This is a genomic window from Haemophilus parainfluenzae (genome assembly GCF_014931375.1).
GTDB lineage: Bacteria > Pseudomonadota > Gammaproteobacteria > Enterobacterales > Pasteurellaceae > Haemophilus_D.
Genome location: NZ_CP063117.1, coordinates 1,655,924 through 1,682,693, shown reverse-complemented (window position 1 = coordinate 1,682,693; position 26,770 = coordinate 1,655,924). Strand labels below are relative to the sequence as shown.

At 39.1% G+C, this 26,770-nt stretch carries 23 protein-coding genes and 1 tRNA gene; 10 read left to right on the top strand and 14 right to left on the bottom strand.

Annotation, left to right across the window (positions count from 1 at the left end; all coding sequences use genetic code 11):
• Positions 1 to 35 precede the first annotated feature (35 nt).
• From INP95_RS08130 to yciH, 4 genes are read left to right on the top strand one after another with little or no spacing between them, the layout of a single operon-like run.
• Positions 36 to 329, top strand: a complete 294-nt coding sequence (locus tag INP95_RS08130; protein WP_049369025.1) for a LapA family protein — start codon at positions 36 to 38, stop codon at positions 327 to 329.
• Positions 329 to 1,507, top strand: coding sequence for a lipopolysaccharide assembly protein LapB (lapB, locus tag INP95_RS08125; protein ID WP_111327125.1), 1,179 nt, complete (start codon positions 329 to 331; stop codon positions 1,505 to 1,507). Before INP95_RS08130 ends, lapB begins: the two co-directional genes overlap by 1 nt.
• 21 nt (positions 1,508 to 1,528) lie before the next feature.
• Positions 1,529 to 2,221, top strand: a complete 693-nt coding sequence (gene pyrF, locus INP95_RS08120; protein WP_111327126.1) for an orotidine-5'-phosphate decarboxylase — start codon at positions 1,529 to 1,531, stop codon at positions 2,219 to 2,221.
• A 1-nt stretch (position 2,222) separates the two neighbouring features.
• Positions 2,223 to 2,543, top strand: coding sequence for a stress response translation initiation inhibitor YciH (yciH, locus tag INP95_RS08115; RefSeq protein ID WP_111327127.1), 321 nt, complete (start codon positions 2,223 to 2,225; stop codon positions 2,541 to 2,543).
• A gap of 46 nt (positions 2,544 to 2,589) precedes the next feature.
• Here the strand turns inward: yciH and INP95_RS08110 are convergent, their stop codons facing one another.
• Together INP95_RS08110 and ettA are read right to left on the bottom strand one after the other, a co-directional pair.
• Complete coding sequence (locus INP95_RS08110) at positions 2,590 to 2,946, bottom strand: SirB2 family protein (RefSeq protein WP_165816470.1); 357 nt, start codon at positions 2,944 to 2,946, stop codon at positions 2,590 to 2,592.
• A 55-nt stretch (positions 2,947 to 3,001) separates the two neighbouring features.
• Positions 3,002 to 4,672: an energy-dependent translational throttle protein EttA gene (gene ettA, locus INP95_RS08105; RefSeq protein ID WP_111327129.1), complete on the bottom strand. Its 1,671-nt coding sequence runs from the start codon at positions 4,670 to 4,672 to the stop codon at positions 3,002 to 3,004.
• Positions 4,673 to 5,020: 348 nt separating this feature from the next.
• Between ettA and zevA the strand changes: the two genes are divergently transcribed.
• Together zevA and zevB are read left to right on the top strand one after the other, a co-directional pair.
• The gene (zevA, locus tag INP95_RS08100) at positions 5,021 to 5,653 is read left to right on the top strand and encodes a zinc transporter binding subunit ZevA (RefSeq protein ID WP_111327130.1); all 633 of its coding nucleotides are present in this window, start codon (positions 5,021 to 5,023) and stop codon (positions 5,651 to 5,653) included.
• 2 nt (positions 5,654 to 5,655) lie between these two features.
• Positions 5,656 to 6,633 carry a zinc transporter permease subunit ZevB gene (gene zevB, locus INP95_RS08095; protein ID WP_070582330.1) on the top strand — a complete coding sequence of 326 codons (978 nt, stop codon included), beginning with the start codon at positions 5,656 to 5,658 and terminating at the stop codon, positions 6,631 to 6,633.
• A gap of 41 nt (positions 6,634 to 6,674) precedes the next feature.
• Here zevB and INP95_RS08090 read toward each other — a convergent pair whose 3' ends face one another.
• The 7 genes from INP95_RS08090 to INP95_RS08060 all read right to left on the bottom strand — a co-directional run bounded on the left by INP95_RS08090 (position 6,675) and on the right by INP95_RS08060 (position 15,065).
• Positions 6,675 to 7,337, bottom strand: a complete 663-nt coding sequence (locus INP95_RS08090) for an NAD(P)H-dependent oxidoreductase (protein WP_111327131.1) — start codon at positions 7,335 to 7,337, stop codon at positions 6,675 to 6,677.
• A 48-nt stretch (positions 7,338 to 7,385) separates the two neighbouring features.
• Entirely contained in the window at positions 7,386 to 8,129 is a 744-nt protein-coding gene (locus tag INP95_RS08085; protein ID WP_049376249.1) for a YdcF family protein, read from the bottom strand.
• Positions 8,129 to 9,085, bottom strand: coding sequence for a polysaccharide pyruvyl transferase family protein (locus INP95_RS08080; protein WP_111327132.1), 957 nt, complete (start codon positions 9,083 to 9,085; stop codon positions 8,129 to 8,131). Before INP95_RS08080 ends, INP95_RS08085 begins: the two co-directional genes overlap by 1 nt.
• Positions 9,066 to 10,604, bottom strand: a complete 1,539-nt coding sequence (locus tag INP95_RS08075) for a lipopolysaccharide biosynthesis protein (RefSeq protein WP_111327133.1) — start codon at positions 10,602 to 10,604, stop codon at positions 9,066 to 9,068. Before INP95_RS08075 ends, INP95_RS08080 begins: the two co-directional genes overlap by 20 nt.
• A gap of 134 nt (positions 10,605 to 10,738) precedes the next feature.
• Complete coding sequence (locus tag INP95_RS08070; RefSeq protein ID WP_197560492.1) at positions 10,739 to 12,499, bottom strand: ABC transporter ATP-binding protein/permease; 1,761 nt, start codon at positions 12,497 to 12,499, stop codon at positions 10,739 to 10,741.
• A gap of 65 nt (positions 12,500 to 12,564) precedes the next feature.
• Positions 12,565 to 14,808 carry a TonB-dependent siderophore receptor gene (locus INP95_RS08065; protein WP_197560491.1) on the bottom strand — a complete coding sequence of 748 codons (2,244 nt, stop codon included), beginning with the start codon at positions 14,806 to 14,808 and terminating at the stop codon, positions 12,565 to 12,567.
• Between the two features lie 180 nt (positions 14,809 to 14,988).
• Positions 14,989 to 15,065, bottom strand: a tRNA-Val gene (locus INP95_RS08060).
• Positions 15,066 to 15,292: 227 nt separating this feature from the next.
• Here INP95_RS08060 and pyk point away from each other — a divergent pair.
• From pyk to pgi, 4 genes are all read left to right on the top strand, one after another.
• Entirely contained in the window at positions 15,293 to 16,729 is a 1,437-nt protein-coding gene (gene pyk, locus INP95_RS08055; RefSeq protein ID WP_070867947.1) for a pyruvate kinase, read from the top strand.
• Positions 16,730 to 16,878: 149 nt separating this feature from the next.
• Entirely contained in the window at positions 16,879 to 18,285 is a 1,407-nt protein-coding gene (locus tag INP95_RS08050; protein WP_005695940.1) for a replicative DNA helicase, read from the top strand.
• Between the two features lie 23 nt (positions 18,286 to 18,308).
• The gene (gene alr / locus INP95_RS08045) at positions 18,309 to 19,391 is read left to right on the top strand and encodes an alanine racemase (protein WP_049380934.1); all 1,083 of its coding nucleotides are present in this window, start codon (positions 18,309 to 18,311) and stop codon (positions 19,389 to 19,391) included.
• 56 nt (positions 19,392 to 19,447) lie between these two features.
• The gene (gene pgi / locus INP95_RS08040; RefSeq protein WP_197560490.1) at positions 19,448 to 21,097 is read left to right on the top strand and encodes a glucose-6-phosphate isomerase; all 1,650 of its coding nucleotides are present in this window, start codon (positions 19,448 to 19,450) and stop codon (positions 21,095 to 21,097) included.
• Positions 21,098 to 21,149: 52 nt separating this feature from the next.
• Here the strand turns inward: pgi and INP95_RS08035 are convergent, their stop codons facing one another.
• From INP95_RS08035 to tyrS, 5 genes are all read right to left on the bottom strand, one after another.
• Entirely contained in the window at positions 21,150 to 22,322 is a 1,173-nt protein-coding gene (locus tag INP95_RS08035; protein WP_197560115.1) for an MFS transporter, read from the bottom strand.
• A gap of 71 nt (positions 22,323 to 22,393) precedes the next feature.
• Positions 22,394 to 23,851 carry a glycoside hydrolase family 32 protein gene (locus tag INP95_RS08030; protein ID WP_197560489.1) on the bottom strand — a complete coding sequence of 486 codons (1,458 nt, stop codon included), beginning with the start codon at positions 23,849 to 23,851 and terminating at the stop codon, positions 22,394 to 22,396.
• Positions 23,852 to 23,860: 9 nt separating this feature from the next.
• Complete coding sequence (locus INP95_RS08025) at positions 23,861 to 24,472, bottom strand: glutathione S-transferase N-terminal domain-containing protein (protein WP_197560488.1); 612 nt, start codon at positions 24,470 to 24,472, stop codon at positions 23,861 to 23,863.
• A gap of 58 nt (positions 24,473 to 24,530) precedes the next feature.
• Positions 24,531 to 25,457, bottom strand: coding sequence for a fructokinase (cscK, locus tag INP95_RS08020; RefSeq protein ID WP_070592206.1), 927 nt, complete (start codon positions 25,455 to 25,457; stop codon positions 24,531 to 24,533).
• Between the two features lie 75 nt (positions 25,458 to 25,532).
• Positions 25,533 to 26,720 carry a tyrosine--tRNA ligase gene (gene tyrS, locus INP95_RS08015; RefSeq protein ID WP_197560487.1) on the bottom strand — a complete coding sequence of 396 codons (1,188 nt, stop codon included), beginning with the start codon at positions 26,718 to 26,720 and terminating at the stop codon, positions 25,533 to 25,535.
• Between the last annotated feature and the right edge of the window lie 50 nt (positions 26,721 to 26,770).

The window sequence follows — 26,770 nt, the reverse complement described above, 5'->3', positions numbered from 1 at the left end:
GGCATAATGAAACTATTCTTAACAAGGAGATTGTGATGATTAAATATATTCTCGGACTCATTATTGTGCTAGCTATCGTAATCGTTGCGGTAACTATAGGGGCGAATAATGATCAAGTAATCACCTTTAACTACATTGTTGCTGAAAGCCAATTCCAACTTTCAACGCTAGTCGCGATTTTATTTGGTTTTGGATTAATTTTAGGTTGGTTGATTACCGGATTCTTCTACTTAAAATTAAAATTCAAAAATATGTCGTTAGCGCGTCAAGTTAAACGTCAAACATTACAAATTAACGAATTAACGACTACTCGCGATAAGGCAGTATAATGCTTGAATTACTCTTTCTGCTTCTGCCAATAGCCGCCGCTTACGGTTGGTATATGGGACATCGGAGTGCCAAGAAAGATCAGGAAGATATTAGTAATAAACTCTCCCGTGATTATGTCACGGGGGTCAATTTTTTGCTTTCCAATCAAACGGATAAAGCCGTTGATTTGTTTCTTGATATGTTGCAAAAACAAGAAACAGAAAATGAAATTGAAAGCAACTCACAATTTGAAGCTGAGCTAACGCTCGGTAATCTTTTCCGTTCTCGAGGCGAAGTGGATCGTGCTTTGCGGATCCATCAAGCACTCGATCGTAGTCCCAATTATTCTTTCGAACAAAAATTATTAGCTAAACAGCAACTTGCCAAAGATTTCATGACAGTCGGTTTTTATGACCGCGCTGAAGCGCTTTATATTATTATGGTGGATGAACCAGAGTTTGCTGAAAATGCACTTCAGCAGCTTTTGGTGATTTACCAAAAAACAAAAGAATGGAAAAAAGCCGTTAATATCGCAGAGAAGCTTGCCAAGATCTCACCCAAAGAAAATAATGTGGAATTAGCACAATGTTATTGTGAATATGCCTTAAGCGGTGAACTTGAAAGTGCGGTCGAAAAACGCAGTATTTTACAAAAAGCGCTGAATGTATCTCCAACCAGTGTGAGAGCATCAATGCTGCTTGCTGATTTAGAAATGGCTAATAAAAACTATCGTCAAGCCATTCACTTTTTAGAGAATATTCTTGATCAAAACCCAATTTATATTGGTGAAGTGCTGAAAACGCTCAAATATTGTTATGATGAATTAGGAGAGAGAGATAACTTTGAGTTATTCTTGATTCGAGCTAGCCAGCAGGTTAACAATACTAAAGTCGATTTAATGTTAGCAAGCGTGATTGAAGAGAAATATGGTAAGAGTGCCGCACAATCAAAACTTTATCAGCAGTTAACAAAACATCCGAGTACATCTATTTTCCACCGTTTTATTCAATTCCAAATTGATGATGCAGAGGAAGGGCGAGGTAAAGAAAGCTTAATTTTGCTACATAAAATGGTCGGTGAGAGAATTAAGCAAGGCTTTGGTTACCGTTGCTCAAATTGCGGTTATCAGACCCATAAATTAATGTGGAATTGCCCTTCTTGCAAACGGTGGGAATCCATCAAACCAGAACATAATTAATTGACACAGTGAGGTAAAATTATGAATAGCAAAGTAATCGTTGCATTAGATTACGAAACGGAAGCGCAAGCGCTATCCCTCGTGGATCAAATTGATCCAAGCTTATGCCGCTTAAAAGTGGGTAAAGAAATGTTTACCACACTGGGAACAAATTTCGTTAAGCAATTGCACGAGCGTCAATTTGATATTTTCCTCGATCTTAAATTTCATGATATTCCTAATACTGTGGCAAGAGCAGTGCGTTCTGCGGCTGATTTAGGGGTATGGATGGTTGATGTCCATGCTAGCGGTGGTCTGAAAATGATGGAAGAGGCGAAGAAAATTCTCGAGCCTTATGGAAAAGATGCACCGTTATTAATTGCAGTAACCGTATTGACCAGTATGGAGGATTTGGATTTATTACAAATCGGTATTAACTCTTCACCACTTGAACATGTTTTACGTCTTGCACATTTAACACAGCGTGCGGGATTAGATGGCGTCGTTTGTTCACCACAGGAAGTGGAGATTTTACGTAATGCTTGTGGCCCTGATTTTAAATTAGTCACACCGGGGATTCGTCCAATTGGAAGTGATTTTGGCGATCAACGTCGCGTTATGACTCCTGCTGCGGCTATCCGTTCTGGTTCTGATTATTTGGTGATTGGTCGCCCAATTACTCAAGCTGAAAATCCAGCAGAAGTGCTTCGTTCAATTAATTCATCACTTTTGTAATATGACAGAGAGTACTTTAGTTTATTCTACCGAAGTAGGTAGAATTAAAGAGCAAAATCAACCAGTACAACGCCCTAAAGGTGATGGTGTGGTTCGCATACAAAAACAAACCAGTGGTCGAAAAGGCGCAGGCGTTTCAGTGATTACAGGGCTAGATTTATCAGATGATGAATTGAAAAAGTTAGCGGCTGAACTTAAAAAGCGGTGTGGTTGTGGTGGTTCAGTTAAGGACGGCAATATTGAGATTCAAGGCGAAAAACGTGATTTACTAAAACAACTTTTAGAACAAAAAGGGTTTAAAGTAAAATTAGCCGGTGGTTAAGATAAGACAAAAATCCATCTTCAATTGAAGATGGATTTTTTCATAATTAGCCTTCCATAAAGTTTGGTTGGTAGGCAAAGAACATTGCACCTAAGAAACTTAACAAGGCAAATGCCAGAAATGCACTGTTTGGGTTGACCGCTTTACGACTAAAATATTTAGCCGAGAAGAAGATATAAAGCACAAGCATGATGATTTTCATGACCAACCAGCTTTGTAGCTGATAACCGACCAAGAAGAAAATCGTTAAGCCGCTTGCAATTAAAAGTGTATCAACTAAGTGTGGTAAAATTTTTAGCAGTTTAATCGCGCGCCAATTTTTCCCACTTAATTGCATTCCCCCACGGATAATTAATAATCCTAAACTTAAAAATGCACAAACAATGTGCAAATAAACTAACATAGTCACTCCAGATGTAAAAGGAAAGTGCGGTCAAAAATAACCGCACTTTAATTTCTTATTTTGCAATACGTTTATATTTAATACGGTGTGGTTGTGTTGCAGCTTCACCTAAGGTTTTCTTTTTCCATTCTTCGTAGTCAGAGAAGTTACCTTCGTAGAACGTCACTTTACCTTCATCACCGTAATCTAAAATATGAGTCGCAATACGGTCTAAGAACCAACGGTCATGGGAAATCACCATTGCACAACCAGGGAATTCTAAGATCGCATTTTCTAACGCACGTAAAGTTTCAACGTCTAAGTCATTGGTCGGTTCGTCCAATAACAGTACGTTACCACCACGTTGTAGAAGTTTAGCTAAATGCAAACGACCACGCTCACCACCCGATAATTCGCCCACACGTTTTTGTTGATCTACGCCTTTGAAGTTGAAGCGTCCAACATACGCACGGCTTGGAATTTCAAAGTTACCAATAGTGAGAATATCTTGTCCATTAGACACTTCTTCCCATACGGTTTTCTTATCATCCATTGAGTCACGGAACTGATCGACAGAGGCAAGTACCACAGTTTCACCCATTGTAATTGAGCCGCTATCTGGTTGTTCTTGACCTGAAAGCATACGGAATAGGGTAGATTTACCTGCACCATTCGCTCCGATAATACCTACGATAGCACCTTTTGGAATGCTGAATGATAAATCATCAATTAAAGTGCGATCACCGTAGGATTTGGTGAGGTTTTGCACTTCGATCACTTTATCACCTAAACGTGGACCAGGTGGAATAAAGAGTTCGTTTGTTTCGTTACGTTTTTGATATTCGCCTGAGTTCAATTCATCAAAGCGTGCCATACGCGCTTTGCTTTTCGCTTGACGGCCTTTCGGATTTTGACGAACCCATTCTAACTCTTTCGCAATTGATTTTTGACGCGCATTTTCAGTTGCTTGTTCTTGTTCTAAACGTTTCTCTTTTTGCTCTAACCAAGAAGAGTAGTTACCTTCCCAAGGAATACCTTCACCACGGTCAAGTTCTAAGATCCAACCTGCTACGTTATCTAAGAAGTAACGGTCGTGGGTAATCGCCACAACAGTACCTTCGTAGTCATGTAAGAAGCGTTCTAACCATGCTACAGATTCCGCATCTAAGTGGTTGGTTGGCTCGTCTAATAAGAGCATGTCTGGTTTTTCGAGTAATAAACGACAAAGTGCGACACGACGACGTTCGCCCCCTGATAAATGCTCAATTTTTGCATCCCAATCCGGTAAACGTAAAGCATCAGCTGCACGTTCTAATTGGTTATCTAAATTGTGACCATCGTGTGCTTGAATAATGGCTTCAAGGTTAGCTTGTTCAGCCGCGAGTTTATCGAAATCCGCATCAGGATCAGCATAAAGCGCATAGACTTCATCTAAACGGGTAAGCGCCGTTTTTACTTCAGAAACCGCTTCTTCTACCGCTTCACGCACAGTTTGTTGCGGATCAAGTTTTGGTTCCTGTGGGAGATAACCGATCTTAATACCTGGTTGTGGACGAGCTTCACCTTCGAACTCTTTATCCACACCCGCCATAATGCGTAAAAGGGTTGATTTACCCGCACCATTTAAGCCGAGCACCCCGATTTTGGCACCAGGGAAGAAGCTTAAAGAAATATCTTTCAAAATATGGCGCTTCGGTGGCACCACTTTGCCGACACGGTGCATCGTATATACAAATTGCGTTGACATAATTCTCTCGATGTTATGAATAAAAGTGCGGTTATTTTACTTGATGTTTATGGAATAAGCTATTTGAAAGGCAAAAAAAACCACCCATACAGGGTGGTAGGAAAGTAGTTTAGCTATATTTATGATTATTTTATTTAGGAACTTTATGAATATCAAGCAATCACTTGACGAAACAAATAGTACATAAATTTCAGTTATAAGGGAAATGCGAATGAATCATTTTTTGATAAAAATCAATAAAATCATAGGATTTTTTACTTTTAGACTGATTTTTATTCGATTTTGATTGGGAACTGCTTGTGATAAAATCTGTCTATTCAATCATTTAGCCACTCTTTTTTCTTATTTATGTTTAAAAAATTACTTCTTGGATTATTGCTGATTTCACCTTTTTCAGCGCTAGCGCATCCCCACGCATTCATCGATATGCAAACGAAACCCTTAGTGAAAGATAATCAATTAATTGGTTTCTCGACGCAGTGGTTACTTGATGAGGCCAGTTCTTCAGCCGTCCTGTATGATGTGAAACAGGCGAAAGGGGATAAGGCCGCCCAACAGAAGTTAATTGATGAAGTCATGGCGAACGTTGTGAATGAACATTACTTTAGTTATGTCTTTGACAAAGAAAATCATAAGATTAAATACACAAAACACCCTGAAAATTACGGTATGCGTGTGAAAGGGAACGAGGTGGAATATTATTTTGATTTTCTTTTGGTACAGCCACAGGCCTTACAAAATAATGAATTTACGCTGATGACTTATGATCGCACTTATTATGTGGCTATGCGGTATGCAGAACCAGGCAAAAGAGCGGTTGATTTTTCATCACTTCCTGCAAATTGCAAAGGCGAGGTGCTGGAACCTAATGTCGATGAAAAAATTCAATCTTACGCATCATCATTGGATAAATCGCAAAAAAATGAAGATGATTCTCTTGGTGTATTGTTTGCGCAGAAAGTAAAAATTAAGTGTGAATAAAAATGAAGTTAAAACTAACCGCACTTTTTATTGGTTTATTAACGATTATCTTCGCATTATTACCTTGGCTGTTTGTGCAAGTTGCTGATTGGCAAAAAGCCTTTAATCAGTTGATCTCTGAAAATCTACACCAGATTCAAGCACATTCATCAACGGCAGGATTGTGGTTGATTTTTGCCGCCTTTTCTTATGGTGTATTACATGCATTAGGGCCTGGGCATGGCAAATTTATTATCGCTAGTTATCTTTCTACGCACGAAAGCCAACTTAAGACCAGCGTACGCTTAAGCTTGCTTTCCTCTCTCATGCAAGGTTTTGTCGCAGTTGCTGCAACCTCCATTGTGGTGGTGATACTTAATCTTTCCTCAAAATATTTTAAACTTAGTCAGTTATGGCTGGAACGTAGTGCTTTAATTTTATTAGTGCTGTTAGGGCTTTATTGGATCGCTCAAGGTCTGAAAGGCTTAAAGAAAAAGCAATCTTTTCGTATCACATCGATTCAATCATTACCAAAACAGATTGGAACAGCTTCGCCTTTTCGATATGGGCAAGGAAAAGTAAGCCAAACACAGTGTAGCTGTGGGCATCAACATCTACCGAATAATCAACAGCTTAAGCAATCAGGTGATTTAAAATCTCAGCTCTTAGTGATTTTGACTATTGGTATGCGACCGTGTAGTGGCGCTATTTTTGTGCTCTTTCTCGCTTATATGCTGGATCTTTATTGGTGGGGAATTGTAGCTACGTTTGCCATGTCTCTGGGCACAGGATTAATGCTTTCACTTTTTGCTGCGTTAGTGCGCTATGCGAGAAATGTCGCAACGCGATTAGGCCATTGGTACGGTTTAACTGGTTCTAATCAAAAAGGTGAGGCCATGATTAAATGCATTGCGGGCGCAATTATGATCTTTTTTGCACTAAGCTTGTTATATGGCTCGATGGGGGCTGTAACAGGTGGCGCAGCCTTGTTTGGTGGGTAAAGAAAAGGGCAGCGTTTGCTGCCCATTTATTTGAAAATAGATTATTCAACCCAAGTAACGATTTCTTCAATTGGTCTACGAGATTTTTTGGTAATGTCTCTCGTTCGATAACCAAATGTTGCTGCCACGGATACGCCCCATTCATTTGGATCAAAGAGGCCTTCAGCGGCTAAAACTTCATTCATTTTATCGTAGTTAAAGCCTTCAATAGGGCAAGAATCTACACCGATAGCGGCAGCACCAGTTAGCATATTCGCTAATGCAATGTAGGTTTGTTTGCTTGTCCAGTCAAATAATGCTCGTTCGCTTTCTGCGGTTTTCATTTCAACTTCTTGTAAGCCTTTATATTTTTCCAAGGCTTTTTCTAATTGCTCTCCTTGTAAACCTCTACGCACCGCCACATCACGGAAGAAAGGCGTGTCATATCGAGCATTTTTCTTCGCAAGAATGATCACTAAATGACTACAATCATCTAATTGATATTGCATACCCCAGCTAAAAGGTTTGAGCTTATCGCGCAATGCTTTATTTTGAATAACTAAGAACTTCCATGGCTCAGAACCGACTGAACTTGGTGATAAACGAGCAAATTCTAAAATTGCCGCGAAATCTTCTTGGCTAATTTTTTTATTCGGATCGTAATAACGTGTGGAACAGCGATTTTCGAATACCTGAAGCATCTGTTCGCGTGTAATTTGACTCATGTTTTCTTCCTCTTAACATTATCTAATTTGTGATCTTTTGACCGCACTTTAGCGCTCTTTCCAATATCCAATCCACTCTTTGAGTAATTGCATATTTTTCGTAATTGCGCCACCTTGCGGAATAAAATGCATCATATTAAGTCCATAACTGTCAGGCGTAATGCCTTCACCTACACTTGCAGGTAACACATCAAAGCCTTGTTGTTGGAATAATAATTTTGCACGTTGCATATGCCATTCATTGGTAACTAAAATAATTTTATGAATACCTTCTTTTTCCAATATTTGTTTGGTGAAAAGGGCATTTTCTTTGGTGGTAAGTGCTTTAGGTTCAATCCATTTAGTTGGCACATTAAAGAAGTTTTGGAGCTCTTCTGCGGCGATTTTGGCCTCAATGGCACCAGTTGGACTCGCCCCTGTAATCAATAGTGGCAAGTGCGTTTCTTTTTGTAAGAAAGCGGCATAACGTAAGCGTTCAAGTTGAATACCCGTTGAAGCTAATGGCGCATAAAGCTCTTTGCTATCACGTAAACCACCACCCAGTAAAACGATCGCTTGAGCTTGTTGATAATCTTGCAGTGTTAAATGATCTTCAGTAATGAGACTGTCTTTAAGTACTTGTGCAGTGTAAGGAATACTTAAAAGATAGAGTAGTGAGAAACCAAGTGCGGTCGAAATTCGGCTTAATTTTTTAAAATTGAATTTAGCTAGAATAAGAGATAGCCCCCACAAAATTAAAATATTAAATGGGGGAAGAATCATGGCGGTAATGAGTTTTTTCAATTCAAACATTATTTATCCAATTCAACAAAATCCAACTCTTTAGTCCACAATTTCGCATAGCTGCTATTTTTACCATAAGAGTTATCGCAAACACGATTTGGAATTTCTAACAAGCAAGAGAAAATATGACCATGTAAGCGAGTTGTGGTCACTTTGTCGTTCGCTAAGAATACTTGCGCAACACGTTTTACAATGTGCTGAGTATAGGCATACCAGAATTGATGGCAGAGATCTTTTAGCCAACTTAAACCAAATTTATTGGCCATTTTACTCATTCGCCAACTTAATGCTAAAACCACATCATCTTCGGTTGAAAGAATGTCTTCCCAGTCTTTTACATTGCTGTTGGCGGGCAGTTGCGCGAGGATATTTTTCTCTACATCACTTGCTTCAATGTCTTTACGCAAGAAATAAAGTTGTTCACCCGTTGTGCCTTGCTTGGTTTCCATCGTGCCATAAAGCTGATGTGCCATATCCGGTGATAAATAAACATGATCAGAAAATTGTGCAAATAAGTTCTCCGTTCTTTCATCGCGAGCTAGTAGATGGCAATCACTGTGGCTACGGAAAAGTGCGGCTGATTTTTGCAGATTTTCTTCGTGCTTAAAATAAGCGGTTTGTGGTAACACAATAATGCGATTATTCGGGAAATGGGTCACCATTTCTTCACGGATCTTTTGATGCTGCGGATAAAGATCACCAAAGTTGCCACCACCATGTAAAAGAATGGTAGTGTTCGGTGTAATTTTTGCTTTGACTTCTTTAAGATCTAAATCATATTCACAGCGTTTTAAGGTCACGTTAATGTGGAGATCTTTGAAAAATTGTTCTGTGCCGTGATAAATCAATAAATCGCCCACGTTCAAATGAAGCGGGTAGTCAAAATAAAATACGTCGTTTTTATCTTTGATCAGTTCAACAATAGGATTCAGTTTATTTTTTAAATCAATAAGGAGTTGATTCATTTTTTACTCTTTTCTTTAAATAGCTAAACAAGAAATTTTTTTCTGCTGTGTTTAATCCGAAGATTAAAATGACACAGATTAATACCATTTCTAAGATGATGGATTGTCCAATAAATTCCAATAAAGAATAGCTACGGGTAGTATCTGATATATAGATGATACCTAATAGCAGACCAAACACCACGCCGACATTCACTAAATATGAGACAAATTCTTTTTGGTTAAATTTAATTTTTTTATTAATAAAATATAATCGATAGATTTGTGAGATGACCATCGTACTAAATTTACCCACAAAGGCAAATACTGGATTATAACCTAGTGTGAACAAATAATAAGCCAATGGCACCGTACAAAGATCAATTAACGCAACGATGATATTGTATTGTTTTACGGTAGATGTGCCAATGGCTAATGCACTCATCCAAAATGCGCCAGCCATTGCGCTGATTAATAAGCAAGCAATAATAGCTTGTACAAGTTGTTCAGTATATTGCGGAAGATGATCGCCTAACCAAAATGTCAGTAAGGTATGGGTGAAATACAATACAGGCGCAGAGAGAATCGCCATTAAATAAAGTGAATATTTTGAAATACCAAGAATTAATTGGCGATTGCGATCATAATCTTTTGCTGCATAAGACTGGACTAACTGCGGATTAGCCGCCATTTGGAAATTATTCACAAAGCTATAAACAGCACCTTCTACCTGAGTCGCAATAGCGACAGCTGCATTGACTGCTACGCCAAAGAATAGGTTAGATACCATATTCAAGCCTTGTGTTGAACCCACATAAGCGACTTGCCCCATAAGCATCCAACCGGAAAAACTCACCATTTCTTTAGTTTTGCTTAAATCTTTATATAAGTGGAAACGTGCGGCCTCTTTGAAATAATATTTAGTGAATAACACATAAAGGGAGAGCACAATTAAGCTGACTGAAAGCAATAAGCAACCATAAGTAATCAACTTATCGTAATGTGTGATATGGCTTAAGATAAAGACAGAGGTCAGTTTTAAAATGGTTTCCCCTAATCCCAACCAAGCATAGAATCCCATTTTCTCGTGTGCAACAATCATGGCATTAAATGGCACCTTGATGATTTCAACAAGGGCAATAATTAATGCTAATTGGTAAACGATATTTGCGGCTTGCAAGCGTTCAGCGGGGATCACCAATTTGTGATTTAAAAACCATAAACCGACGGTTTCGGCTAACACGAATACGATAAAAATAATGAGTAGGTGATTTAAGATACTAATATTAAAGACTTTATTGACACGTGGAATGTCATTCGAGGCTTTTTCTACGTTAATAAAACGCTGAGTAGTGGCGGTCATTGTGCCATTAAAAAAGGAAAATAAGACCACGACACCCATCACAATGTTGTAGATACCAAAATCTTCCACACCCAATACCTGCAATACCACACGAGAGATATACAGCATCGCCCCCATATTGAAGAGCATTCGGATGTAAAGAAATAGCGTATTTTTGGCAATGGTTTTATTTGACATTGTGAGAATGAAATTAGAAAAATTGGAGGAATTATAGGGGGGATTGGGGTGTGTAGCAAGCATTGTGCAAGTTCTAAGCAATTGTACGGGCGTAGTAAAAAGAAAAGGCTAAATATAATTTAGCCTTTTGTTATTTAGACGATGCAGACTGTCAAATCCAATTGTTTATTATGGAATTGATGCAATGTGCCGCGATGGCCCACACTCAGAATGATCATATTGGGTAACCGTTCTTTAATCGTTTTATAAAGGATATACTCGGTTGGCTCATCAAGTGCTGATGTGGTTTCATCCAAAAAGACCACTTCAGGCTTCGTCAGTAAAATCCGAATAAATGCCACACGTTGTAATTCACCCGGTGACAAAATTGCTTGCCAATCATTATCCACATCAAGGCTGTGAAGATATTTATCCAAACAACAATCTGCCAGTGTTTTTTCCAATTCAGGATGATAAGGATCAATATCAGGATAGCAAATCGCTTCACGTAACGTGCCTTGTGGCATATAAGGACGTTGCGGTAAGAATAAACTGGTCACACAAGGATGTTCCACCAGACCAACTGTTTCAAAAGGATAAATTCCTGCCATCGCTTTTAATAGCGATGTTTTTCCCGTACCAGAAGGCCCTTGAATTAATAAAGCATCACCATTTTTTAATTCAATATTCAAGTTATTAAGCAACAATCTGCCTTGCTCATCTTTAATACCAAAGTTTGATAATGCAACACGGTTAGAACATTTCATGGGTTGATGAACCTCTGAATGATCTAATTCATCCAACTTCGTCATAAAACCATAAAGACGATTTAAACGTGCTTGGTAGAGCGTAAATTCCTCATAGAACAAACGGAAGAAGGAAAGTGCGGTCATTAATCGGTTAAATGCTTGCACAGTTTGGTGCATATCACCCAGTTTGATTTGTCCAGTGAAAAAACGAGGTGCTTGCAGCATTAACGGTAAGAGTTTTGCAACACGCGTGACACTTCCATTAAAGCCGTCTAATCCCAACATTCTCAATACAATTGCCCAACGGTTATGAATGATTTCGGCAAATTTGTTTTTCAGTAAATGCTGTTCTTGCTGTTCACCTTGATAGAACGCGATACTTTCCGCATTATCTCGCACTCGAATTAAAGAATAACGGTAGTCACCATTGAGTTTTTCTTTATTGAAGTTCAGTTTGATTAACGGATGACCAATCCAGACAGACATCAGTGTTGCGAGGATAATAAAAGCATAAATAAAGAAAACGACGCCTTTTTCGATATTCAAGCCAAAAAGACTTAATATTCCAGAAAGTGACCAAAGAATGATGGTGAATTCAATGGTAGTCAAAATAGAATTAATCATACCGCGCACAATTTTCACAGTACTACTGATAAATTCACGGGCATCTTGTTCAATACGTTGATCAATATTATCGGGCAGATCTTTTTCGTATTTGAGGCGATAGTATTTTTTATTTTCTAACCATCGTTTAACAAGGACTTTATTCAAGCTTTCCAACCAACGGATTTCAAATACTTGTTGCAAGAAATAATCGGCGATGGAGTGGATAACTTGTACCAATACTAAGAGGGCATTCAGTTTTGCAAAGAACCAAAACTTATCCGCATCTAATTCCTGCATTGAGCTATAAAGCCCGTTATAGAAAAAAGAGTTGAGTACGCTGAAGCGCACTTCTAACAAAATCATCGTAAACAACACCAGTAGCATAACGATGATTTTGATGCTGTTACGGAGATTAATCGAAGGGGATGCAATATGCCAAAACTTTTGACCGAATGTGGTGTGTTTGAGTGCCAGTGTCGTCACGCTAAAGCATACAATCACCCAGAAAAGTGCGGTCAAAATCCAGCTTAAACTTGAGTTAAGTTCAGTTTGCCAATTCATTGATTATCCATAAAGTAAAAAACGAAAAAAGGGCGAAATGATTCGCCCTCGTATTGTGCGCTCAATTAAAACTCAACTTTAGTGTTGAAGATAAATTCACGTCCATAACCTAATGCAACAGGGATTAACGTGTTTGTTGCGTTACCAGAGGTGGATGGATAGTAAGTTTTATCTGCTAAGTTTTTACCGTTAAGTTGGAAAGACACTTTCTTGCCAGAGATTTTGGTATCGTAAGCAATAAAGGCATCATATACCACGGCATGAGGCAATTTGTATGCTTTAGTGTAATCACTGTTATAAGCATGCCAAGAACCTAAATAACGAGCACCACCACCAACACGGATGTTACCAAAATCAAATTCACCTACGTTATAAGCTAAGAATAGAGAAGCTTGATGTTTTGGTACACCAGAAAGTTGTTGATTTACTGCATCAGGATAAAGTTCATTTTCAAGTGATTTTACTTTGGTGTAGGTATAGTTAGCCGCTACGCTTAGACTATCCGTAATTTGACCATTAAGATCAAATTCCACACCACGAGAACGTTGTTTGCCGACGATATTCAATTGCGCATTTGAACCCGAACCAACGGCTTCTGCCACATTACGTTTGCTGATATTGAATAATGCAAGTGTCGCATTGAAGCCAGAGTTTTCGTATTTTGCACCAATTTCAAAAGATTTACCTTGTTCTGGTTTTAAATCTCCGCTAACAGGTGTTGCCACACTCATTTGTGGACGGAAAGACTCAGAGTAGTTTGCAAAGGTCGCAATATGTGGCGTAAATTTATATACGGCACCTAATTGATACAATAATTTACCATCGTGCTGATCGGTATTGCCGGTTTTTGTTAGATTTTGACCTTTTTTACAGTTTGCTGCATTTAAGCAATGACGTCCTGCAAATTGATCAAAGTACTCATAACGTAAACCACCTGTCATGATAAAGTTATCTGTAAAGTAAGCGGTATCTTGAATATAAACACCAACGGTTTTGAGATGGTTATATTGGTAAGCGTTGCCGTTACCGTTTTTATGTTCAGCAACCGGATTGGTATAATTTGGATGATCGATATTGATATCAGAACTCATGATACCTTGGTTATAAATAGGTCCAATATCGCGGATATTACGCATAACATCCACACCGGCTACAAAACGGTTAGCAATATCACCAATACCAAATTCACCGACGATATTTAATGTGCCACTATGAACACGTTGATCGCCTTGTTGTTGCTCAATAGCTCGGCGTACATGACGAGCGCTTAATTCTGGAGAGGTAATCTCGCCCTTTTTATTTTTAATAGCAGGGATCGCAACATCTTTAACATTGATATTTGTAATACGTGCTTGGTTATAGAAATATTTATAACGAGCATAGCTGTAACCCGCATTTAATTTCCAACCGTCACTTAATTTGTGTTCAATTTTGAAATCGATATTATCGGTTTTTGCGGTTGTTTCATTATTCGGCTCATCTAAACGACGTGATACAGGGATATCCGGTAATGCATTCGTTGCCGTTAAAAGATTTGTACCACGATCAAATGGCTCAAGAATATCTTTATGTTCATAAGAAAGAAGCACTTTAGTTTTATCATTTTCCCAAGAAAGTGATGGTGCGTAAGTGGTATTCTTCACTTTACCAAAATTACGCCAGTAGTCTTTTTCTTGTTTGTCATAGATAAAGCGGTAAGCAAAACCATTTCCTAAGCCACCAGTGAAATCTAATTGTGTTCCCCATAGGCTATGATTACCTAAAGTTCCACCAATGACATAGCGAGGTGTTTGTTGTGGTTTTTTAGTAATGATATTGACCACGCCACCTGGATCTTGAATACCATAAAGCACAGATGCAGGCCCTTTTAAAACTTCAACGGTTTCAGTTGTCGCGCTAAAGTTTTTAGCTGGGCCAGCTTGTAAACCGTTACGCATAATTGAGTTGTCACGGTTTCCACCAAAACCACGTTTCTGAATAGAGTCAAACATACCACCTAAGGTGTTGGCTTGGCTCACACCACTAACGTTATAAAGTGCATCAATGAGTGATTCAGGCTTGCGATCTTCCAATAGTTTAGTTGAAAGAATATTTACTGTGTTTGGTGTGTCGAATACAGGCACTTCAGCTTTTGATACAACGGATGTCCCGGTTGTTTGATAACCATTTTGTTTGATACCCGTATCTTGAACATTGATTTGCTCAAGTACTTCGGTGTTTGTATTTGCGGCTTGTTCAGTTTCCGCAAAAGTAGACGCGGAGAAACTCGCCAAAAGTGCAGTTGAAATAAGACTTAATTTAAATTTCATAATTGTGTTCCGATATATAACCCGATAGATAATAAAAGAGGCGCAAGTATAGCGAAAACGTTTTCGTCGATCAATGAAAATTATTTTCATTTGAGTAATAGTTGTTTAGAAAGCTTTTCTTCAAATTAAGAGGGGGATAAAAAGAAAAAATCCCAAGCTAAAAAGCTTGGGATTGCAACATGGTGCGACTAGCTGGACTCGAACCAGTGACCCCCACCATGTCAAGGTGGTGCTCTAACCAACTGAGCTATAGTCGCGTAAAAGATGTGGCAGATGATAAACAGTTTTAAGGATGAAAACAAGAGGATTTGTTTTAAGTTAAATTTAGCTGCTAAAAAAATAACCAAAATCTGATTTAAAAAGTCTCAGTAGTTATTTTGATTTTGTGTAGGTTTAAGCGTATAATGCGCAACGTTTTTTATCTCGGATGAGCCGAAATTTAAAAAAGCTTTAGTAAATTGTAACCATTTGTGGAGTTTAGATAATGTCTAGAAAATTAAGAAGAACGAAGATTGTATGTACAATGGGTCCAGCTACAGACCGCGATAACAATCTTGAAAAAATTATCGCAGCAGGCGCTAATGTTGTACGTATGAACTTTTCTCACGGTACACCAGATGATCATATTGAGCGTGCTGAGCGTGTTCGTGCGATCGCGAAAAAATTAGGTAAAACCGTGGCAATTTTAGGTGACTTACAAGGTCCTAAAATTCGTGTTTCTACTTTTAAAGACGGCAAAATTTTCTTAAATGTTGGTGATAAATTTATTCTTGATGCGGAATTACCAAAAGGTGAAGGTAATCAAGAAGCCGTTGGTTTAGACTATAAAACACTTCCACAAGATGTTGTACCAGGCGATATTCTTTTATTAGATGACGGCCGTGTTCAATTAAAAGTACTTTCTACAGAAGGTGCAAAAGTATTTACTGAAGTGACTGTTGGTGGTCCTTTATCAAACAATAAAGGGATCAACAAATTAGGTGGTGGCTTATCTGCAGATGCATTAACTGAAAAAGATAAAGCAGATATCATCACTGCAGCTCGTATTGGTGTAGATTACTTAGCGGTATCTTTCCCACGTTCAAGTGCAGACTTAAACTATGCACGTGAGTTAGCAAAACAAGCTGGTTTAGATGCGAAAATCGTTGCTAAAGTTGAACGTGCTGAAACCGTAGTTGATGATGCATCAATGGACGATATCATCCTTGCTTCTGATGTAATCATGGTTGCGCGTGGTGACTTAGGTGTTGAAATCGGTGACCCTGAATTAGTTGGCGTACAGAAAAAATTAATTCGTCGTTCACGTCAATTAAACCGTGCGGTAATCACTGCAACTCAAATGATGGAGTCAATGATCAGCAACCCAATGCCAACTCGTGCAGAAGTAATGGACGTGGCAAATGCGGTATTAGATGGTACTGATGCGGTAATGCTTTCAGCAGAAACTGCAGCAGGTCAATATCCAGCTGAAACTGTAGCGACAATGGCTCGCGTATGTTTAGGTGCAGAAAAAATGCCTAGCATCAATGTTTCTCATCACCGTTTAGATCGTGAGTTCAGAGATATTGAAGAATCTGTAGCAATGTCTGCGATGTATGCAGCGAACCACTTAAGCGGTATTGCAGCAATCATTACATTAAGCCACTCTGGTCGTACACCATTATTAATGTCACGTATTAGCTCAGGTTTACCAATCTTTGCACTTTCTCGTGTTCAAGAAACATTAAACCGTTGCGCATTATACCGTGGTGTAACACCAGTTCATTTTGATGGTGAATCTCGTAGCTCTGCAGGTGCAAAAGCAGCGATTAACCTATTAAAAGAAAAAGGTTATTTAGTTTCAGGTGATCTTGTTTTATTAACACAAGGTGATGAATCAGAAGGTACAACTAACGTTTGTCGTACTTTAACGGTTGAATAATCAACATTCCTGAATGAAAAAGAGCGGTGGATTTTTCCACCGTTTTTTTATGTCTAAAATATTGAAAATATTGACCGCACTTTTTTCTTAAAACCACCTCATATTTGCGGTATCATAAGCACAGTTTTTTAGTTTAAATTGAAATCCTTATGGCATCACAACGACAAATCCAATCTTCCGATCAGAAAACTGAACAAGTTAGTATCCCGCCTCATTCCACTGAAGCTGAACAAGCCGTTCTAGGCGGTATTATGTTGAGTAATCAGCATTGGGATGGTATCGCTGAAAGGGTCATTGCTGAGGATTTTTACACTTTTGCACATAAAGCAATCTTCCAAACGATGGAAGAATTAATGCGTAACCAAACGCCGATTGATTTAATCACCCTTGATCAAGCCCTTAAGGCCAAAGGCATTAGTGATTCTGTAGGCGGTTTTGCTTATCTCGCAGATCTTTCTAATAACACCCCAAATGCTATTAATATTTTGGCTTATGCCGAAATCGTACGTGAGAAAGCGATTTTGCGTGAGCTTATTGCAGTGGGGAATCGTATTGCAGAAAACAGTTATTCCCCAAAAGGCAAAGACATCAAAATGGTGTTGGATGAAGCTGAAAGGGAAGTATTTGCGATCGCTGAAAAACGGAGTTCTTCAACAGAGGGCCCTCAAAACGTGCTCAGTGTGTTGGAAAGCACCATTGCTCGAATTGAAACCTTAGGTAAGCTTGAAAATCATAACGGTGTGACAGGGGTCACAACAGGCTTTGTTGAGTTAGATAAGAAAACAGCCGGTTTACAGCCTTCCGATCTCATCATTGTGGCAGCACGTCCTTCCATGGGTAAAACAACATTTGCAATGAACCTTTGTGAAAATGCGGCCATGGCAAGTGATAAGCCTGTATTGGTATTCAGTTTAGAGATGCCTGCTGAGCAAATTATGATGCGTATGATTGCCTCTCTCGCTCGCGTGGACCAAACCAAAATTCGTACTGGCCAAAACTTGGAAGAGGCGGAATGGAGCAAAATAGCCAGCGTGTTTGGGATGTTTAAGCAAAAAAACAATCTTTATATTGATGATTCATCAGGTTTAACTCCAACAGAATTACGTTCTCGCGCACGTCGTGTGTATCGCGAAAATGGTGGATTGAGCATGATTATGGTGGATTATCTTCAATTAATGCGCGCGCCCGCATTTTCAGATAACCGTACCTTAGAGATCGCCGAGATTTCTCGTTCTTTAAAAGCATTAGCGAAAGAATTAGAAGTCCCGGTTATTGCACTTTCCCAGCTTAACCGTACTTTGGAACAACGTGCAGATAAACGTCCGGTAAACTCAGACTTGCGTGAATCTGGCTCTATTGAGCAGGATGCTGATTTGATTATGTTTATTTATCGTGACGAAGTGTATAACGATAATTCCGAAGATAAAGGGGTGGCTGAAATCATTATTGGTAAACAACGTAACGGTCCGATTGGTCGTGTACGTCTAGCATTTAACGGTCAATTCTCACGCTTTGATAACCTTGCCGAACAGCGTGAATACAGAGATGATTATTAGGCAAGATAGAACGGATTAGAAAAATGAACGTAAAACCGGCAACAGCGAAAATTAGTTCGCTTGCCTTAAAACATAATTTACAAGTTATTAAAGAAAAAGCACCTCACAGCAAAATTATTGCCGTGGTAAAAGCAAACGCATATGGTCATGGCGTGGTATTTGTTTCATCTGCTTTAGAAAGCATGGTAGATTGCTTTGCCGTAGCGCGTTTAGAAGAGGCGTTATCGTTACGCTCTAACGGTATTATCAAACCGATCTTATTGTTAGAAGGCTTTTTTGATGAAAAAGATTTACCCATTATTGCGGTAAATAACATCGAAACGGTGGTACATAACCGTGAACAGCTTGAAGCATTAAAACGAGCTGTAGTACCAAGTCCAATCAAAGTCTGGTTGAAGATTGATACGGGGATGCACCGTTTAGGTGTGTCGCTTGATGAAGTGGACTATTTTTATCAAGAGCTGAAAAAACTCCCTCAAATTCAACCGCACTTAGGTTTTGTTAGTCATTTTAGCCGTGCTGATGAGCTGGATTCCGATTATACGCAAGTTCAGCTTGATCGTTTCCTTCAGGCGACAAAAGATAAAGGTGGAGAAAGAACCATTGCGGCATCGGGCGGGATTCTATTTTGGCCTGAAGCCCATTTAGATTGTATTCGACCAGGGATTATTATGTACGGCATCTCACCAACGGATACTGTCGGTGCTGAATTTGGTTTAATCCCCGTGATGAACTTAACTTCTTCATTGCTTGCGGTGCGTGAACATAAAAAAGGTGAACCTGTTGGCTATGGTGGCATTTGGACCAGTCCGAAAGATACCAAAATTGGTGTTGTCGCTATTGGATACGGTGATGGATATCCGCGTGATGTGCCAGAAGGCACGCCAGTTTATCTAAATGGTCGTATTGTTCCTATTGTCGGTCGCGTCTCAATGGATATGCTAACGGTAGACTTAGGCGCAGATAGCCAAGATAAAGTAGGTGATGAAGTGATTTTATGGGGTAAGGAATTACCAATTGAAACGGTAGCTAAATACAGTGGTATTTTAAGCTATGAATTGATTACAAAATTAACCCCGCGTGTTATAACAGAATATGTTGATTAATTGTTTTTGCAAGAAAGCAAAAATGTAAAGAATTCAATTTTTAAAAGGAAATATTCATGAAAAACATCAATCCAACCAATACACAAGCGTGGAAAGCGCTTGAAGCTCACCAATCTCAACTGGCTCATACCATGATTGCTGATTTGTTTAAGCAAGAAGAAAATCGTTTTAATGACTATTCTTTAACTTTTGAAAATCAAATCTTAGTAGATTTTTCAAAAAATAAAATTAATCAAGAAACCCTAAAATTACTTCGTCAATTAGCCAAAGAATCGGCATTAGATGAAGCGATTAATGCTATGTTTACAGGCGAGAAAATTAATCGCACAGAAAATCGAGCTGTATTACACACCGCACTTCGTAACCGTTCAAATACACCTGTCTATGTAGATGGCAAAGATGTGATGCCAGAAGTGAATGCCGTATTAGCGAAAATGAGATCGTTCTGTGATCGTGTGATTTCAGGTGAATGGAAAGGTTATACAGGAAAGGCGATTACTGATGTGGTGAATATTGGTATCGGTGGTTCGGACTTAGGCCCTTACATGGTGACTGAAGCGCTTCGTCCTTATAAAAATCACTTGAATATGCACTTCGTTTCAAACGTGGATGGAACCCATATCGCTGAAACGTTGAAAAAAGTGAATCCTGAAACGACACTTTTCTTAGTGGCTTCTAAAACCTTCACCACCCAAGAAACTATGACCAATGCGAATTCTGCACGCGATTGGTTATTAGCGGCAGCGAAAGATAACAGCGCGGTGGCAAAACACTTCGCCGCACTTTCTACCAATGGTAAAGCGGTAGCTGAATTTGGTATTGATACCAATAATATGTTTGAGTTCTGGGATTGGGTTGGTGGCCGTTATTCTTTATGGTCTGCAATCGGTCTTTCAATTGCACTTTCAATCGGCTTTGATAATTTTGAAGCACTCTTAAGTGGTGCGCATGAAATGGATAAACATTTCCGTACTGCGCCATTAGAAAAAAATATCCCTGCAACATTAGCATTAGTCGGTTTATGGAATACTAATTTCCTTGGTGCACAAACTGAAGCAATTTTACCTTATGACCAATATTTACACCGTTTTGCGGCTTATTTCCAACAAGGCAATATGGAATCAAACGGTAAATATGTCGATCGTAATGGCGATGTTATCCGTGATTATCAAACCGGCCCAATTATTTGGGGTGAACCAGGTACAAATGGTCAGCATGCGTTCTATCAATTAATTCACCAAGGTACGATGTTAATCCCTTGTGACTTTATCGCGCCGGCACAAAGTCATAATCCATTAGGTGATCATCACAGCAAATTATTATCAAACTTCTTTGCACAAACTGAAGCACTTGCTTTTGGTAAAACCAAAGAAGAAGTCGAAGCCGAGTTTGTGAAAGCCGGTAAATCGTTGGATGAGGTAAAAGACATTGTGCCATTTAAAGTCTTTACCGGTAATAAACCGACCAACTCTATTTTAGTGCAAAAAATTACACCATTTGTTCTTGGTGCATTAATTGCCATGTATGAACACAAAATTTTTACACAAGGTGTGATTTTCAATATCTTCAGTTTCGACCAATGGGGCGTGGAATTAGGTAAACAATTAGCGAACCGAATTCTTCCTGAATTGGCAGATAAAGAGAAAGTCTTAAGCCATGATAGCTCAACAAATGGATTGATTAACCAATTCAAAGCATGGCGCTAAGATAGTGTAAAGTCAAAGTGCGGTCAAAATTGACCGCACTTTTTTATTTTCATTAAACTGATTTGACTTTCCACATACAGCTTACGCTGATAAAAATTAGTGCCACAGCGACATAAAAAACAGAATTGTAATGCCAAATTTCTGCAATAATACCGGCAATAGGTCCTCCGATAATCCAACTACTTTTTGCTGCATTACTGAATAGCGTAGTGGCTGTACCCATTTTAGTCGGCATTAAGTCTTGGAAATACACCATGCCAATAGTAGCGGTAATACCGATAAAAATCGCATTAAGCATTTGTAATCCGATAAGCTGCCAAGTTTGCTCCGCGAATAATAAACTTGAATAAAAAGCAAGGCCTGAAACTAAAGCAATCATCATCAAGCGTTTTTTACTGAAATATTTGGTGAGATAGCCTGCAAAAATCATCACTGGGATTTCCAAGCCTGCAGCCGTTCCCATCAATGTTCCTGCTAATTCTTTGCCTAAATGTAACTCATTAATCACAAATAATGGCATATTGATGAGATACATGCTGTTACAGGTCCAAAGCAATAGGTTAGCGATGAACAAGTAAATCACACTTTTTCTTGGTAGCGTATTGTCTAAAATCTCTTGATTTTTAACCGCACTTTGACGAGGAATTTTCGGCAATAATTTGCTGACACCTGCACATAGTAAAAAGGCAGAACCCGCCACCAAATACATATAATCAAAGCCCCAGTTTAGCGCAATGAAAAAGGAAAGCGGCGGTCCCACAATCCAAGCCAATGAGATTTGAGTTCGCATAATTGTGGTGAACATCACCGCTTCACGATGACTACTTTCAGCATATTCTCTTGCTAAAGCAAAAGATTGCGGATTAGCGGATGAGCCCAATCCTAATAGTGTTGTACCGATAATAATCAACACATAATAATTTCGGTTATAAGCAAAAATCAGGCATCCAAGCACAGCAATCAAACAGCAAACAATCATCACTTTGCGACGATCATCTTGCTTATCAGAATATTTCGCGAGAATTTGGCTCAAGATAATGCCAATAATGGCATTGACGGAATAGAACAAGCCCACAAAAAAAGGTGAAACCTGAATCTCTTGCGACAGATATAAACTCAAGGTCGGCGTCTGAAATGCAGAGGCAATCCCCGTTAAAAAGGCAATCAATAGAAAATTGAACGCCACAAGATTAGATGGTGTTGCGTTTTGTTGTTGAACAAACATAGTCATTAATTTTAATAAAAGAGCGTAGTTGGAAATAAAAGTGCGGTTAATTTTAACCGCACTTGAGTTGATTATTTGTCATATTGAATTGCTGGTAAATAACCAATCATTAAATCCAATGGACGGCCACAGCTTATTGTATTTTCTCTGTTCTCAATGAAAAATCTTGATGTCATCGCTTTTTCACCCTGATTAAAGAAAATTTCAATAATTGAGCGATCAAAGAAAATCTCAACAGTCTGCAGATTTTCAACTTCGCAGAAGCGTTTGGTACCGAATTTTTCCATTAATTCGGTTTGTTCGCTTTGACTGCGATCTAAGCAAACCAAGCCATTTTCATAAGAAAGTCGTAATGATTGTCCTTTTTCATTTTGGAAGAAGGTTAAGTCAAAGGCTTGGTTATTTGCCTCAAATTTAATATACGCACGATCTAAATTAGCAATATCAGCTTTTTCATTGAGATGAAGCGCAGAAAGTGCGGTCAGATTTTTGTATATTTTATCAATCGGGCGTTGATAAATTTTCGAACCTTCTAAACGCAATTCTCTTGGTAAGGTTAAAGCTGAGTGCCATTTAAATTTGTCTGTTGGATAAGTTAAATCTGGCAAACCAATCCAACCGAAAAGCACGGCATGGGTTTTGTTATCCAAACCGCCGAAGGTTTGTGGAGCATAGAAATCAAAGCCTTGATCCAACTCACCGATATATTCTGCTTCAAAGGTTAAACCCGTTAATTTACCCACGGCATAAGTCGCGTGATAATTATTTTGGAATTGATGCGCTTCCCGATCTTTACCTTGTGGCGACCAAATAAAGACATCTTTATCACCGATCTTCAATAGATCAGGACATTCCCACATAAACACGTTTGTATTGTCAAAAGCAGGTAAGGAAAGCTCACCTAATAAACGAGGCGTACTTTCAAGATTGTCCATTTCAAAAATAATGGCTGTTCCCGTGAGGTTTTCTCGCTGTGCGCCGCAGATAAAACGGATTTTGCCGCCTTTAGTTAAATACGGTTTAGGATCGCGAACATGCTCGGTATAACCTTCCGGCGCATTTTCAATCAACGGACGTTTGCTAAGCAATTTCCCGTTAAGATCGAAAATCGCTAAATTTTGATAAGGCACGCGTTGATTATCACTTGGACGACGAGTATTGCCAGTGTAGAACATAGCCAATTTATCACCGACTTTTAAAGCACCACCCGAATAACAGCCGTGAGACTCAAAAAGTTCACAAGGAATCAGATCATCCGCTGATTGGTAATGTTGGAAGTCTTTCGTGATTAAATGCTTCCAATGTTTCATCCCGTGAATTGCATCGAATGGAAACCATTGATAGAAAAGATGATATTTCTCTCCATCGAAGATCAAACCATTCGGATCATTCATCAAGCCAGTTGGTGGGGCAATATGAAAGTGCGGTCGGAAATCCTTGTCTTTTTGCACGGTTTCAGCAATTTCCGCAAGTTCGCCTTTTTCTGCGGCTAGAATACTTTTGTATTTGCCATTATTGAAAATAATCATAATTTAATCTTATTTGGGTAAGGTGTTTTTTAAGCAATCATAGCGTTGATTCATTGCGTCAGCCCATGTTTTTAATGATTTGATGGTTGCATGTTGTGAAGCATGAGTCCAAGCATCGCGGAATAGTAGAAAATCAATCGCACATACGGCATTCAATGTACCGATATTTAATTCTTCACCAAAGATATCAATGGCTTTTTTGAGCTCAATTAAGCTTCGTTCTGTGCGGTCAAAAATTTGTTGATGACGTTCAAGCCACCATTGCTCTTGTGGACGAAGGCGTTTTTCTGGTACGACTGAGATTTCATTCTCTAAAATACCATCGGCTAAATAATGTAAACGGAGAATTTCCCAACGTGTCTCTTTGTTCCCATAAAGTGAAGGTTGAGTACCAATGTGATCGAGATATTCTGCAATGAGTGAACTGCTATAAAGCCATTCACCATTTTCTCGTTGTAATGCCGGTAAACGACCAAGAGGATTGTCTAAGTTATGTGGTGAGTTCTTATCTAAGCCACTGGTTGCGAGGAGTAATTCAACATGATCTTGTAATTGATGATATTGCACTACAGCACGGACTTTTCTAGCATAAGGGCTAGAGTTGGAATACCAAAGTTTCATAAATACTTCCTAAATTATTTTCATAAATAAAAGGTGCAGCTATTTGCACCTTTGCATGCTAATTCGCTAAAAATGCCGCTAATTGTGTTTGGTTTGGTAAGGCAGACATTGCCCCTTTTGCTGTCGTAGCAAGGGCACCACAGGCATTAGCCTGACGAATGATTTGCACTAATACATCATTTTCTTTCCAGTTTGGATGCTGTGAAAGTCCAGCAAGTAGGCCACCAACGAAGGCATCGCCAGCACCCGTTGTATCAACAGGTTGTAAGGCTTTTCCAGAAATCACATCTTTCTTACCTTCTAAGTGATAGAGTGCACCATCTTTACCCAAGGTCACGATAATCAATTTTTCAGGGTAAAGTGCGGTCACTTTTTCAAAGGCTTTTTCAAGGCTGTCAGTATTAGTCAAAAGCGTTAATTCTTCTTCAGAGAATTTCAATACGTCAGCTAATGCAACCGCTTCCATTACCACGGTTTTCATTTCTTCTAAGCTTGACCAAAGTGATTCACGTAGATTTGGATCAAAAGAGAAGAAACCACCAGCAGCTTTAATACGACGAATTGCTTCAAAGGTGGCTTCGCGAGATGGATTATTAATCAGCGCAATAGAGCAGCAATGTAACCATTCACCTTGTTGGAAAGGCGGTAAATCACTTGCTTGTAAGAACTGATCCGCACTTGGGTTTACCATAAAGGTAAAGCTGCGTTCGCCATTATCTAAACCAACCACAACCGTAGAGGTACGATGTTGCGGATCTAAAATCATATGTTGTGTATTCACATTTTCCGCATTTAAGGTATCTTGCATAAATTGGCCAAGCGGATCGTTACCTACGCGACCAATAAAGGCACTCGGGCTGCCTAATCGTGCTACGCCAACAGCCACATTTGCAGGGGCGCCACCGGCACAACGTAAATAATGATTTTCACCGTCAGGAATAAGATCGACAACCGCATCGCCTGTTACCCAGATTTTTTGGCTCATATTATTTTCCTTCTATTGTGGATATCAGTTAAAAAATAACCGCACTTAAAAAGAGCGGTCATTTTCATAGGTGTTTTATGCGATGGTTACGCGTGCAAACTTACGTTTACCGACTTGGTAAACATTCGTGCCTTTTGGTGCATTGGCTTTCATGTCTTCGACTTTTTCGCCATTGATTTTCACACCACCTTGTTTTGCTGAGCGAATCGCTTCAGAAGTAGAAGGAACCAGTCCTGCTTCTTTTAATAAGGTTGCTAAACCAATTTCGCCTTCAAAGGTGAATTCAGGCATTTCATCCGGCATCGCACCTTTTTGGAAACGGTTAATAAATTCTTGTTCAGCCGCCTCTGCAGCCGCTTCATCATGGAAACGTGCAATGATTTCTTTGGCTAGTAAAATCTTCACATCACGTGGGTTTTTACCATTTGCTACTTCTGCTTTTAATTCAGCAATCTCAGTGAGTGGACGGAAAGAAAGTAAGTTGTACCAATCCCACATTAATTCATCCGAGATCGACATGATTTTACCGAACATATCGCTTGGTGCATCTGTCACGCCGATGTAGTTGCCTAATGATTTAGACATTTTCTTCTCACCGTCTAAACCAACAAGTAATGGAAGCGTAATCGCTATCTGTGGTTTCTGACCAGCTGATTTTTGTAATTCACGACCAACAAGTAAGTTAAATTTTTGGTCTGTACCGCCAAGTTCCACGTCTGCTTCTAAAGCAACAGAGTCATGGCCTTGTAATAAAGGATAAATAAATTCGTGAATTGCGATAGGTTGATTGTTACCAAAACGTTTTTTGAAATCATCACGTTCTAGCATACGCGCTACAGTGTAGTTGCTTGCTAAACGGATCATTCCTTCAGTACCCAATTTACCCAACCATTCAGAGTTGAATACGATTTTCGTTTTTTGTGGGTCTAGAATTTTGTAAATCTGTTCTTTATAGGTTTCCGCATTGCGAAGCACATCTTCGCGGCTAAGCGGTGGGCGAGTGGTATTTTTACCAGATGGGTCACCGACCATACCCGTGAAATCACCGATTAAGAAATAGACTTCGTGGCCTAATTGTTGGAATTGACGAAGTTTGTTTAATACCACGGTATGCCCTAAGTGAATATCCGGAGCAGTAGGGTCTGCACCAAGTTTAATTTTAAGTGGGCGATTTTCTTTTAGTTTTTCGATTAAATCTGCTTCAGAAAGAATCTCATCAGTACCGCGTTTTAGTTCTGCGAGAACGGTATTAATATCAGTCATTCTATTTCCTAATGTTATTTTAATATTAAAGGCTACATTATAGAGAATAT